10 protein-coding genes are annotated in these 11,951 nt (G+C 60.5%); 5 read left to right on the top strand and 5 right to left on the bottom strand.

What is annotated here, in order from left to right:
- Positions 1–47 precede the first annotated feature (47 nt).
- Both AC1RBR_RS17045 and AC1RBR_RS17040 read right to left on the bottom strand, forming a co-directional pair.
- A complete protein-coding gene (locus tag AC1RBR_RS17045) occupies positions 48–1,046 on the bottom strand; it encodes an NAD(P)H-quinone oxidoreductase (RefSeq protein ID WP_166497499.1) in 999 nt (332 codons plus the stop codon).
- A 61-nt stretch (positions 1,047–1,107) separates the two neighbouring features.
- A complete protein-coding gene (locus AC1RBR_RS17040; RefSeq protein WP_492565709.1) occupies positions 1,108–2,298 on the bottom strand; it encodes a YbfB/YjiJ family MFS transporter in 1,191 nt (396 codons plus the stop codon).
- 109 nt (positions 2,299–2,407) lie between these two features.
- Here AC1RBR_RS17040 and AC1RBR_RS17035 point away from each other — a divergent pair, with 109 nt between their 5' ends.
- Both AC1RBR_RS17035 and AC1RBR_RS17030 read left to right on the top strand, forming a co-directional pair.
- Positions 2,408–3,283, top strand: coding sequence for a LysR family transcriptional regulator (locus AC1RBR_RS17035; protein WP_492565707.1), 876 nt, complete (start codon positions 2,408–2,410; stop codon positions 3,281–3,283).
- Between the two features lie 171 nt (positions 3,284–3,454).
- Entirely contained in the window at positions 3,455–3,943 is a 489-nt protein-coding gene (locus AC1RBR_RS17030) for a hypothetical protein (protein WP_492565705.1), read from the top strand.
- 76 nt (positions 3,944–4,019) lie between these two features.
- On the opposite strand, the gene AC1RBR_RS17025 is transcribed toward AC1RBR_RS17030, so the two are convergent.
- Positions 4,020–4,742: a pirin family protein gene (locus AC1RBR_RS17025; protein ID WP_095136690.1), complete on the bottom strand. Its 723-nt coding sequence runs from the start codon at positions 4,740–4,742 to the stop codon at positions 4,020–4,022.
- A gap of 220 nt (positions 4,743–4,962) precedes the next feature.
- On the opposite strand from AC1RBR_RS17025, the gene AC1RBR_RS17020 reads away from it, so the two are divergent.
- Complete coding sequence (locus tag AC1RBR_RS17020; protein WP_253149237.1) at positions 4,963–5,913, top strand: GlxA family transcriptional regulator; 951 nt, start codon at positions 4,963–4,965, stop codon at positions 5,911–5,913.
- A gap of 90 nt (positions 5,914–6,003) precedes the next feature.
- On the top strand, positions 6,004–7,473 hold the full coding sequence (locus AC1RBR_RS17015; protein ID WP_492565704.1) for an ATP-binding protein: 1,470 nt from the start codon (positions 6,004–6,006) through the stop codon (positions 7,471–7,473).
- Here AC1RBR_RS17015 and AC1RBR_RS17010 read toward each other — a convergent pair.
- Positions 7,438–10,245, bottom strand: a complete 2,808-nt coding sequence (locus tag AC1RBR_RS17010) for an ATP-binding protein (protein WP_492565702.1) — start codon at positions 10,243–10,245, stop codon at positions 7,438–7,440. The genes AC1RBR_RS17015 and AC1RBR_RS17010 overlap by 36 nt on opposite strands.
- 355 nt (positions 10,246–10,600) lie before the next feature.
- Here AC1RBR_RS17010 and AC1RBR_RS17005 point away from each other — a divergent pair, with 355 nt between their 5' ends.
- Positions 10,601–11,170 (top strand): flavodoxin family protein, encoded by a 570-nt coding sequence (locus tag AC1RBR_RS17005; protein ID WP_166497492.1) that lies wholly within the window; start codon positions 10,601–10,603, stop codon positions 11,168–11,170.
- Positions 11,171–11,204: 34 nt separating this feature from the next.
- On the opposite strand, the gene AC1RBR_RS17000 is transcribed toward AC1RBR_RS17005, so the two are convergent.
- Complete coding sequence (locus tag AC1RBR_RS17000; RefSeq protein ID WP_166497491.1) at positions 11,205–11,660, bottom strand: helix-turn-helix domain-containing protein; 456 nt, start codon at positions 11,658–11,660, stop codon at positions 11,205–11,207.
- Between the last annotated feature and the right edge of the window lie 291 nt (positions 11,661–11,951).

The raw sequence follows: 11,951 nt of genomic DNA, 5'->3' as shown, positions 1-11,951 counted from the left end.
ACTTTTTCGACCATCGTCTACTCGCAACGATTACAAAATGCTGCGGCTCAGCCCACGCGCAGAACGATTTTGCCAATGTGGTCGCCACCTTCCATGCGCGCATGCGCCTGGGCCGCATCGTTCAGCGAATAAACCTTGTCGATGATCGGCAGGCAGCGTCCGGCGGCCAGCGCCGGCCACACGTGTTCGCGCAGTTGCTCGGCAATTTCGGCCTTTTCCTCAGCGGTTCGCGCACGCAGCAATGAGCCAGTGATCACCGCACGCTTGGCCATGATCGCCAGCAGGTCGATGTCGTTGGCCTTGCCGCCACCGAGAAAGCCCAGCATCACCAGCCGGCCATCCATCGCCAGCGCGCTGACATTACCGTTGAGGTACGAAGCGCCCATGATGTCGAGAATCGCGTTAACGCCTTGGCCAGCAGTTTTTTCGGCGATGACCGTGGCGAAATCCTGCTCGCGATAATTGATCGGCTGCCCACCCAGTTTGCTGATCGCTGCGCATTTATCGGCGCTGCCGGCGGTGGCGAATGCTTCGATGCCGAATTCGCGGCACAGCATCAGTGCGGTGGTGCCGATGCCGCTGGTGCCGCCGTGGATCAGCACGCGCTGACCACGCTGGGCGTCGCCGAGGCCGAACAGGTTGGCCCACACGGTAAAGAAGGTTTCCGGGATAGCGGCGGCCTGCACCCAATCCAGTCCATCGGGGATCGGCAGGGTTTGTCCGGCCGGGACGTTGCAGTATTCGGCGTAACCGCCACCGTTGGTCAGCGCGCAGACCTTGTCCCCGACGGCAAACTGACTGACACCGGCACCCAGCGCCACCACTTCGCCGGCCACTTCCAGACCGGGGATCGGATTCATCCCCGGCTTCATTGGATACTTGCCGGCCCGTTGCAGGGCGTCGGGACGATTGATCCCTGCGGCATGCACGCGGATCAGCACTTCACCGGCTGCAGCGACGGGCAGGGGCACACGTTTGGCTTGCAAGACGTCCGGGCCACCGGGTTGAGTGATTTCGATCCGGGTCATTTCGTTGGGCAAAGTCATGTCGATTCCTGTTGCTTGAGGTTCTGAAGATGGGAGCGCAGCCCGCAGGCAATGATTCCCTTCAATTTTCACAGACACGTGGTTCAGTCGCTGAGGGCAGCCATTTCAGGGCGTGCTCCAACAAAATCGCCACGACAATCGCCCCTGCGGCGATCACGAAGAGCATTGCGTGCTGACCGCCCGTGGCATTGAACAGCGCCGAATAGGCAAATCCGGCCAGCGCCTGAAACGTGGCAAACGATACGGTGGCACGGCTCCAGGCGATTTGCTGGCGATGGTGATCCGGCACCAGTTCATGCACGCGGGCCAAGGCCAGCGGGACGATGCCGGGCGGGAATGAACCGATGATCACTGCCAGCACGGCCAACGCCATGAAAGAGTGGGAAACCGCCAACAATCCCAGCGCAATCGCCTGAACCACCAATACCAGCCGAATGCCCATCCGCGCGCCAAGCCGATCCGCAAGAAAGCCGTAACTTACCGGGCCGACAATTGCGCCCAGGCCATACATCACCCAAACCAGTGCGCCAATCTGCGCCCCGGCACCGAGCCCGCGAGCCACGTAATCCACCAGAAACACCATGGCCGGCACCAGACCTGCGGCCATGAATGCGTATTGGCCAAACAGCAAATAGACGGCGGAGGGCGTTGGCTCAACCGCCGCGCCTGTGTGAGCGGCGGTCGGGTGCGGTAGATCAACAGGCCAGCCAAACCAGCTCATAGCGGTCAGCAACAAGGACAATCCGCCCAGCCCCATCCAGGTAGCGTGCAGGCCCATATTCAACAAGGGCGGGACGATGGTTCCGGAGGCGGCGATGCCCAAGCCGATACCGAGGAAAATCGCACCGCTGGCCAGTCCTTTGCGGGATGCCGGCACGTGGGGCAGTACAGTCGCCGCCACCAGCACCATAATCGCGCCGCCGGTAATCCCCGACAGCAATCGCCAGCCAAAGAACCAGCTCACCGACAATGGAAATGCGCAGGCAAAAAACGCTGCGGTGACCAGCAGCATCATCAGTCGCAGGGCGTTTTTATTGCCCAGTTGCCGCGCGATCGGTCGGCCGAGCAGGGCGCCGATCAGATAGCCGACCAGATTGGCTGCGCCGAGGTAGACCACGTCATTGGCAGAAAACCACTGCGCCTGAATCAGCGAGGGAATAAGCGGTGTGTAGGCAAAACGCGCCAGCCCAATGCCGACCAGGCTGGCGCAGAGTCCCGAGAAAATCGGTAAGGCTGAGGTTGATGTACGCATGACAGCGATCCTGAGGAAGGTCTATGGCGCTCAGAATATCGGCTATCTTTGCTGCGGTAATGCAGCGAATTGGCTTTATAGTGATGCAAATTTGCATGGGGTGGGCAGCATGAACTGGGATGATGCGCGGGTATTTCTCGCGGTATGCAGGGAGTCGACATTACGCGGCGCAGCGCGGGTTCTGGGGGTGGATCAAGCGACCGTCGGACGACGGATCACGGCGCTGGAAAAGTCCCTGAGCGCGACCTTGTTCCTGCGCACCTCCGACGGCTACGCACTGACCGCAGTCGGCGAAGCCGCGCTCAAAAGCGTGGAAAAAATGGAGCAGTCGGCGCTGGAACTTGAGCGGCAGATTCAGGGCCTGGATGATCGTCTGACCGGCACCGTACGCGTCAGCACCACCGACTCGCTGGCCATCGACTTTCTGATTCCGGCCATTAGTCGCCTGCACGCGCTGCACCCGGACGTGCGTGTGCAACTGGACGCCTCCACGCAGATCCTTAGCCTGGCCAAGCGCGAGGCGGACATCGCTGTGCGCAATACCCGGCCTGACAATCCCGACCTGATCGCGCGGCGGATTGCACGCTGGCCCGTGGGATTGTTCGCTTCACAGGCGTATATCGACGCCCATGGCATCCCGCCGCAGGGTACGGCGTTCGAAGGCCATGACCTGGTGGTCTACCAGCCGTATTTGCAGGCGCACAAAGACATGACGCTGGTTTGCGAACCCCTGCATCGCGGGCGGATTGTCGCCAGCCTGAGTTCCAGTCTGTTGGTACGCCGCTCGATCGCGGCTGGCCTGGGTGTAGGAGAAATCCCGGTGTACATGGGCGAACGCGATGGCCTGGTCAGGCTTTGGCCTGAGCGCAATCGCCCGCAACCGTATGAGGTGTGGCTGGTGACCCACGCGGACTTGCGCCACACCGCACGGGTCAGGGCGGTGATTGAGCAGATTGTCGAGGCGTTTGCACTGGAGAATGAGTGACGGCTCAAAGCGTTTTGGACAAGCTACAGCGTCTGACGAAACGCCCTACATCCACAGCAGAATCTGCCGGCTTGTGGGCTTGGAGCGCCAGTCCTAAGGTTGATGCAACTCGCAGCGCCAGGAAATCGGTGCGCCAGAGAAGGTATCGCTAACCCAGGGAAGGGGATCGGATTGAAAGCCAGGGAATTCGAGCAATATCAAAGCTTCGACACATTGAGCAAAGGTCGTAACGCACAAATCATGAACGCTATCAGCCGTGAAGAATTCAACGCCAGGATCGAGACCATCGAGGCAAGGATGGATGCTCGGGTAGAGCGAGTGCACGCCGATATTCGAGAGTTCCTTTGCTCCCAGGCAGAGCGAGACAAGGCGAACGAGCGCATTCAGTTCGAGCGGGATAAACGCTACGACTCGGTGATTCAAGGCATTGCCATCGAGTCCAGAGAGGCGCTCAAAAAGGCGGGTACCGTGAATGCCAACGTCTGGATGGCAACGGCTGTGCATCTGTTTGGTGTGGTCAGCATTGTCGTCGGTGGCTATTTCGCCAGTCAGGCCAACCTGTATGCAGCGATACAAACAACATTGGCGGCGGTTCAGGCAGGCAAAGATGTCGGTGCAGCGAAGCCTTCCGAGCAGCCATCATCGGTGTTGCCAAAATAAAAAACGGCCTTCAATTGAAGGCCGTTTTTGTTGGCATTTGGAAACCCGTGCCTCATGGCATTTGGAAACCCATGCCTCATGGCATTTGCGGCAGCTCTTGCGGACGCAGGTCAAACACCAGTACTTCGGCATCCACGCCATTGCTCAGAGTCAACGCCTGTTCCTCGCGAACCCGCACGCCGTCACCTTCCTGCAGCAACTGGCCATTGAGTTCAACACTGCCGCGAGCGACATGCACGTAGGCGTAACGGTTGGCCGACAGTTTCAGGGTGGCGCTTTCCTTGCCGTCGAACAACCCGGCGTAAACCCGCGCATCCTGGCGCACTGTCAGCGAACCATCGCTGCCGTCCGGCGAGATGATCAGTTGCAGACGACCGCGTTTTTTCTGCGCGCTGAAGTGCTCCTGCTGATAGCGCGGTTTGGCGCCGCTGATCTCCGGCACAATCCAGATTTGCAAAAAGTGCACGGGTTTGGTGGCCGAATGGTTGAACTCGCTGTGCGCCACGCCGCTGCCGGCGCTCATTAGTTGTACGTCGCCAGGGCGGATCACCGAGCCGGTGCCCAACGTGTCTTTATGTTCCAGTGCGCCTTCGAGCACGTAGGAAAAGATCTCCATGTCACGATGCGGGTGCTGGCCGAAACCTTTACCGGCGGCAACGCGGTCATCGTTGATCACCAGCAGGTCGGAAAAACCTTGTTCACGCGGGTCGCGGTAGCTGGCAAAGGAAAAGGTGTGGAACGACTTCAACCAGCCATGATTGGCGAGGCCACGATCGGAGGCTTTGCGAAGAGTCAGCATGATGGAATCTCCTTGGGGGACGTGAATTCGTCCGAGTGAGGAGAAGATTACTGTTTACTCTGCGGGGTAATAAGTAGATGGAAATTGAAATACTGTCCGTTTCTGGTTGACAGTTGTGTGCGCTCGATCACGTATTTTTTTCCGACGACTGTGCCGCAGTTGGCCATAATGCTCAGCCTGTCCTGTCCGCTTACTTTTGATTATCAGTGATGTGTTCCCCATGAAAACCGTGGCAATGGTGTTGTTCCCCGACTTTCTGCTGCTCGACATGGCCGGGCCGCTGGAGGTGTTTTCGGTGGCCAATCGCTATTTGAAACCGGAGTTGCACTATCAGCTGACCACGCTTGGCACCGAGCGCGGGCCGTTACGTGCGTCCAACGGTGTGCTGGTACACACCGACCGGCATATCGAACAAGCCACTGAGCGCTACGACTTGCTGCTGGTGCCAGGAGGGCCGGGGGCCTACAACGAAAAACACCCGGGGTTGCTGGCCTGGCTGAAAGCGGCCGTACCCTGTGCCGAGCGGTATGGTTCTATCTGCACCGGCGCCTTCGTACTCGGCCATGCCGGGTTGCTCGATGGCTATCGGGTGACCACTCACTGGAATTACACCGAGCGCCTGATCAAGGCATTTCCAAAGGCGAGCGTGGCGACCGACCAGATTTTCATTGAGGATCGCAATCTGATCACCTCTGGCGGGGTCACGGCCGGCATCGACCTGGCGCTGGCGCTGGTGGCGCAGGATCACGGCAAGAAGTTGGCCCAGGACGTCGCCAAGGTGCTGCTGGTGGTGATGAAGCGTCAAGGTGGGCAGGCGCAATTCAGTCCATTGATGGCGGCAGTGGCGCCTCAGGAAACACCGATCACCCGAGTACAGAATTACGTCCTGGACCATCTCGACGAAGCGTTCAGTGTCGAGCGCATGGCTGGATTGGCCAACATGAGTGCACGGCACTTCGCGCGGACGTTTGTACGCGACATCAATATGACGCCGATGGAGTTCCTGCAAAGTGCGCGTATCGACTGCGCACGAAATCTTCTGGAAACCACTGACCTGCCTTTGAAAACCGTGGCCTACAAGAGTGGTTTTGGCAGTGTTCGGCACATGCGCCTGTTGTTCGCGGAAAAACTCGGTCTTACTCCTGTGCAATACCGCGAACAGTTCAGCTAGAGCGGTTCTGTCCGTTGTGCGCACCCGGATGTCCGTGCTGCGCCCTGTGTGAAGGTTGTGCCGTCATAGCAGGCTGCCAAGATAGTTGGCATGAACAGCCTCAACGATTTGCACTCGGCGTCAGTCCTGTATTTCGGGCCTTATGCCTTTCATTTGCGCCAACGGCTGATCCTCGACGGGGATCGGCAACTGCGTATGGGCGGGCGTGCACTGGACATTCTGCAGGTGTTGGTCGAGCGCGCAGGCCGAGTGGTCGGAAAGGAAGAGTTGATTGCACGGGTCTGGCCCACTTCAGTGGTCGAAGAGATCAATCTTCGCGTCCACATTGCCGCCCTGCGCCGGGCGCTCGGTGACGGTGAGAACGGCCAACGCTATATCGTCAATGTCCCGCAATGTGGCTACAGCTTCGTTGCTCCGGTGCACGGCGACAATTTCGAGCACGTGGCTCTGGAAAATCTGCAAGCACCCCAACACAACCTGCCTGTGCGGCTGACGCCGGTGACCGGTCGCGACTCAGTGGTGGGCTCGATGGTGCGGCAATTGCCACTGTGCCGATTGATGACCGTGACGGGGCCTGCGGGGGTCGGCAAAACCACGGTGGCGTTGCGTGCTGCAGAGTTGCTGTTACAGCATTTTCGCGACGGGATCTGGCTGGTGGACCTGGCGGTAGTCAACGACGCCACGCCACTGCTCGATTATCTGTTGCAAACCCTCGATACCGATCTCGTCACGCTGGCGGCGCGTCACAGCTTGCTGGTGCTGGATAACTGCGAGCATCTGCGTGAAGCCTGCAAGGCTCTGGTGGAACGTTTACTGGAGGCCGCGCCACGGTTGTCGATTCTTGCGACCAGTCGCGAAGCATTGCAGGCCAGTCTGGAGACCGTGCAAACCCTGCCGCCACTGGCCATTCCCAAGTCCTCAGCGTTGGGCAGTGTCGAAGAGACCATGAGCTATTCGGCCGTGCAATTGTTTGTCAGTCGTGCCCGGGCCCGGCAGCAGGGTTTTACCCTGCGCGAACAGGATCTCAATGCTGTGCGCGACATCTGTCGGCGGCTCGATGGACTGCCACTGGCGATTGAACTGGCGGCGGCGCACATTGATGCGCTGGCGATGGTCGGCTTGCAGTCACAACTCGACAATTGTTTACAGCTGCTCAGCCATGGTCGGCGTACTGCCGTGCCACGCCATCAAACCCTGAAAGCCGCGCTGGACTGGAGCTATCAACGGCTGAATGAGCAGGAGCAGCGGGTGCTGCAACGCCTGTCGGTTTTCAAAACGGCGTTTGCCATTGATGCGGCGATGGGCGTCATCAGCTGCGCGCAATTACCCCCGTCGACGTTGGCCCTGATGATTGATCGGTTGGCGCAGAAGTCTTTGCTGGCGGTGGAGCGGGGCAGTGCCGGGTTGCGCTATCGCATGCTCAACACCACCCGTCGTTACGCCCGCGAACAACTGGAACGCAACGGTGAATCCAACGAGTACGAGCGCCGGCATGCGCGCTTCGTCAGCCGCAGTCGTTGGGTCTCAGGCACGCAGCTGGCGGCCCAACTCGTCGAGTAACCAGCGCACCTTGCGCAAGTCCGGGGTGGTGTAGCCCTCAGTGAAGCGTTGATAGATCGGGCTCAATAATTCCAGCGCTTCGCGGCAGCGGTTCTGCCGTTGCCACAACTGCGCCAGCGAAGTGGCGCTGCGCAGTTCCCAGGCCAGCGCGCCCTGGGTTTGCGCGATCGACAGTGCCTGGAGCAAGACCTTTTCGGCCTGCCGGGTGTTGCTGTCGGGGCAAGCCGAATCTTCAATCAACATCCGATCGGCCCGAGCCCGCAGAATCTCCGCCGTGCTCCAGCCTGCCGCTCCGCTGTGTGCCCGCTCAAGCAACGCGTCATCAACAAAACTGCTGTCCAGTGTGACCATGATTTCCCTGATCAGGCCGCTGTCTTCGGTCGCTATCGGCACGGCGGCATCGGCGTCGAGAACCTGCGCGTACTGGCATGCCCAGCGATAGAACAGCAATACGGAGTGCTTCTGCGCCTGTTCCAGCAACTGCTGCAGCAACGCACGGGCGTTTTGCGGGTCACCGTTGTAATGAGCAATCAGGCAACTGGCCAATGCCAGGGTGTAGCAGATCGAGGTGCCGTGGTTGATCTGCACGGCGATGTCCAGCGCCTGCCTGGCCGTCCGCCAGGCCTGTTCAGGGAAACCTTGCAGCCACAATACCCGGGCCAGCACCGTCAGCGAGGCGACGCTCTGGTCGTACTGCACGCCGAAGCCATGGGTGAAACGGTTGGGATTGCCGTTTTGCGCCATGTGCTGAATCACTTGCTCGGCATGCAGGCGTGCCTGCTGCTGGTCGCCGGCGTAATGCAGCGCCAACACCCGCAGGCGATGTGTACTCAGCGACAACTGCGGGTCGCCGTGCAGGCCGAGTCGATCAAACTGCTCGCTCTGTTCCAGCGCCGACTGATAATGGCCACAGCTGAGGTTGACCGCCATGTGCCCGGACACTGCACGCAGTTGGCCGGCCACGTCGTCGTACTCTTGCGCCAGCGCATGGGCATCGACGAACGCCGCGATGGTTTCCGGGGTGCCACCCCAGGTGTGGTAGCAGGCGCTGCCGAGCGCCAGTTTCAGCGCGATCTTCACCCGAGGGCAAGGTTCGGCAGCGTTTTCCAGCAGGGCCAGCGCCTGACGCACGTAACCGCCGTATTCCTTGAGCAGCGACAACTCTTGCCACAGGGGCGCCGAGGTCGCGGCCAGATAAATCCCCACATCGTTGGGGCCTGCACCGTTCAGGCTCCAGTCGAGCGCCGCGCGCAGGTCTTCCAGACCGCGTGCGTAGCGTTCGATCCACAGGGCGGTTGAGGTGGTCTCCCAATCGGTCTGCCCCTGGTACATCAGCGTCAGGCAGCGTTCAGCGTGGCGTTCGCGGGTTGCGGCGAGTTCGGCGCCTTGCTCGAGTTTTTCCAGGGCATAGCGGCGCGTGGTGTCGAGCAAACGATAGAACACTTCTTCGTCACCGACTTCGACGTTGAGCAACGACTTGGCGACCAGTTGTGTGATCGAACCGAACACCTCGCCGGGCTGAATGTGCTGTCCACCGATCACCGCAGCGGCGGACTCCAGCGTGAAGCCACCCCGAAACACACCGAGTCGACGCAGGCAGTTCTGTTCGCAATCGGTGAGCAGGTTGAAGCTCCAGTCCAGCGTGGCACGCAGCGTCTGATGGCGCTCCACGCTGCTCTGATTGCCGGCCGCCACTACCGGCAGACGCCCTTGCAACTGGCTGAGCAAACCCTGCAGGCCGAGTTCTCCGACCTGCGCCGCCGCCAGCTCCAGCGCCAGTGGAATGCCGTCCAGACGCCGACAGATTTCAATCGCGTCGGGCAACTCGGCGTCGCTCAACTCGAAGCCCTCGTGCGCAGCCAGGGCGCGTTCGGCAAACAGTTGCAGTGCCGAAAAACTCAACGCCTGCGCACGATCAAGCACGGCAATCGGCGGCGGGTAATCGAGGGATTCGAGACGTTGCACATACTCGCCTTCGGCACGCAGGCTCTCGCGGCTGGTGGCCAGAATGTGAACCTGCGGCGCACCGCGCAAAATGCTCTCGCTGAGCAGTGCCATGGCGTCGATCAGGTGTTCGCAATTGTCGATCACCAGCAGCATCTGGCGCTCGCGCAGCGCGTTGACGAGGTGGGTCAGCGGATCGTTGTCATGCAGCACCACATCCAGCAGGGCCGCCAGGTGCGAGCAGATCATTCGCGCGTCGTTGATCGGCGACAGATCCAGCAGCCGGATACCGTCCCGATAGTGGCCGATCATCTGTTCGGCAACGCGCAGGGCCACGGTGGTTTTGCCGATGCCGCCGGGGCCGACCAGTGTGATGCAGCGCTGGCGCGGCAACTGCCTGATCAGGCTGTCGACCAGCGGCTGGCGGCCGATCATTCGCGTGCGGCGCAGTGGCAGGTTATGCCGGGTGCCGGTTTCGGCGCAGGTGTGCTGTTCGATCGATTGCAGCCTGATCGGTGCGACAAAACTGTAGCCGCGCTGCGCCACCGTGACGATGTATCGCTGCCCGCCCTGACCGTCGCCCAGGGCTTTGCGCAAAGCCGCCATGTGCACCCGCAGATTGATGTCTTCCACGATACTGTCCGGCCACACGCCGGCAATCAGTTGCTGCTTGCTCACGACATCGCCGGCATGCGCCAGCAGGATCAGCAGAATATCCATGGCACGTCGGCCCAGGCGTAACGGCTGCTCGCCCTCAAGCAGCAGCCGTTTGCCGGGCTGGATCCGATAGGGGCCGAAACCGAGGGCCTGATTCGGGGGAAGACTCAACAGCTCACTCCTGCGAAATTTTTATCATCCTGCCCACGGCGTGTGAAGCCTCCGTGAAGGGCAGCGCGGATCAGCGTCAGCGGCACGCAAGCCTTCTAATCCGCAGTTTTGCCGACATATTCCGCAGGTTCTGGCGTCAGTGCAACGTGCAGATTGCCGGCAATGCTCGAAAGCGATGCAGCGATTGGCATTTTTGCCCGCTGCAATGTTCAGACCAGCGCTGTGTCTCGCGGACAATTAACAACGATTAACTCGTCTGTGTCCGCTTCAAGCCCAAAAATCCGCTGAATCGAGCCTGCCCTCAGGCCAGGACCTGACGGCTGCAATGGAGTGCACGCGTGCGGAGGACGGCGTAATGAGCAACGTGGTGGTGGTCTATCACAGCGGCTATGGCCACACTCGCGTCATGGCAGAAGCCGTGGCGCAGGGCGTCGAACGGCACTTGGGCAGTACCTGTCGGTTGGTGGCGGTAGAAGAAGTTGAGTTCTATTGGGATGAGTTGCACCGCGCCGACGCGATCATTTTCGGTGCGCCGACTTACATGGGCAGCGCGTCGGCGGGCTTCAAGCATTTCATGGAGGCCAGCGCGGCGTTCTATCTGGCAAAACCGTGGCGCAACAAGGTTGCGGCCGGGTTCACCAATTCCGGAAGCCTGTGCGGCGACAAGCTCAATACATTGCTGCAAATGGCGGTGTTCGCCGCGCAGCATTCGATGATCTGGGTGGGGCTCGACCTGCTCCCGGCGCGCTCGGTGGCGGGCTGCTTCGATGGTCAGTTGAATCGTCTGGGCAGCTCGCTCGGGGCCATGTCCCAATCCAATGTCGAACAGCCCCCCGAGCAGGCGCCGCCGCTCGAAGACCGGCGCACGGCGGCACATCTGGGCGAGCGGGTGGCGCAAGTGGCGCAGCGGTTGAGGCAGAAGTGAAGCACGGGGAAATGCGCGTAGCCTGCGACAGCGTCTACACCGCCAGGCGTATGTCGACAGGCGCGGCCGACGCTCGCGGTTTTTCGGACTTCATGCCCGGCACCTCACGACACCGCCAGGCGAACGGACTGATCCCTTCGCTGCGGGTGAAGATATGGCAGAAGTGCGCCTGATCACAGAAACCACACTCCAGGCTGATCTGCGTCAGGCTCAAGTGGGTGAGCCGGATCAACTGCTTGGCGCGAGCGATGCGCTGGGTGCGGATCCAGTCCTGTGGCGAGAGTCCGGTACTGCATTTGAACGCCCGGGAAAAATGACTGCGTGACAACGAACAGGCCTCTGCCAGTTCGGTGACTTCCAGGCTTTCGCCCAGGCGTTCAAGGATCAATTGTTTAGCCCGTCGTTCGCGTTGCGGACTGAGGCCGCCGATGCGCGGTGTGCGGAATTCGCTGGAGGGGGCGAGGGCGACTGTTTGTTGTAAGTGAGCCATGGCCAATGTCCGTGTCGGGGGGGGCAACGCACGCTCGGCACGTTTCCCTCTGGTCAAAAAAACAATGTTTCGCAGAGGGTTTCATTGTTGGACGGGGCCGGAAGACTGACGAGTTAAACGTTGTTAATTGCGCCGCAAAACGTTGAACTCAGCACATCACTGCAAGTCGCTGCCCTCGACAAACACTTCCAATGGGTGCCGGTGAAATACGGCCCATACAAACGCGCGGCCAACGTACCGTTGATCGAGTAAAGTACGGCGCTATCGCACCTGACTGAACACGACTTCTCA

The sequence above is a fragment of the Pseudomonas sp. GW823-FHT01D03 genome (genome assembly GCF_058798255.1).
This window is presented reverse-complemented; position numbering and strand designations above follow the sequence as displayed.

Bases quoted from the DNA above. Each gene is read 5' to 3' on its own strand.
- AC1RBR_RS17045 (WP_166497499.1), bottom strand. From the start codon at position 1,046: ATGACTTTGCCCAACGAAATGACCCGGATCGAAATCACTCAACCCGGT.
- AC1RBR_RS17040 (WP_492565709.1), bottom strand. From the start codon at position 2,298: ATGCGTACATCAACCTCAGCCTTACCGATTTTCTCGGGACTCTGCGCC.
- AC1RBR_RS17035 (WP_492565707.1), top strand. From the start codon at position 2,408: ATGAACTGGGATGATGCGCGGGTATTTCTCGCGGTATGCAGGGAGTCG.
- AC1RBR_RS17025 (WP_095136690.1), bottom strand. From the start codon at position 4,742: ATGCTGACTCTTCGCAAAGCCTCCGATCGTGGCCTCGCCAATCATGGC.
- AC1RBR_RS17020 (WP_253149237.1), top strand. From the start codon at position 4,963: ATGAAAACCGTGGCAATGGTGTTGTTCCCCGACTTTCTGCTGCTCGAC.
- AC1RBR_RS17015 (WP_492565704.1), top strand. From the start codon at position 6,004: ATGAACAGCCTCAACGATTTGCACTCGGCGTCAGTCCTGTATTTCGGG.
- AC1RBR_RS17005 (WP_166497492.1), top strand. From the start codon at position 10,601: ATGAGCAACGTGGTGGTGGTCTATCACAGCGGCTATGGCCACACTCGC.
- AC1RBR_RS17000 (WP_166497491.1), bottom strand. From the start codon at position 11,660: ATGGCTCACTTACAACAAACAGTCGCCCTCGCCCCCTCCAGCGAATTC.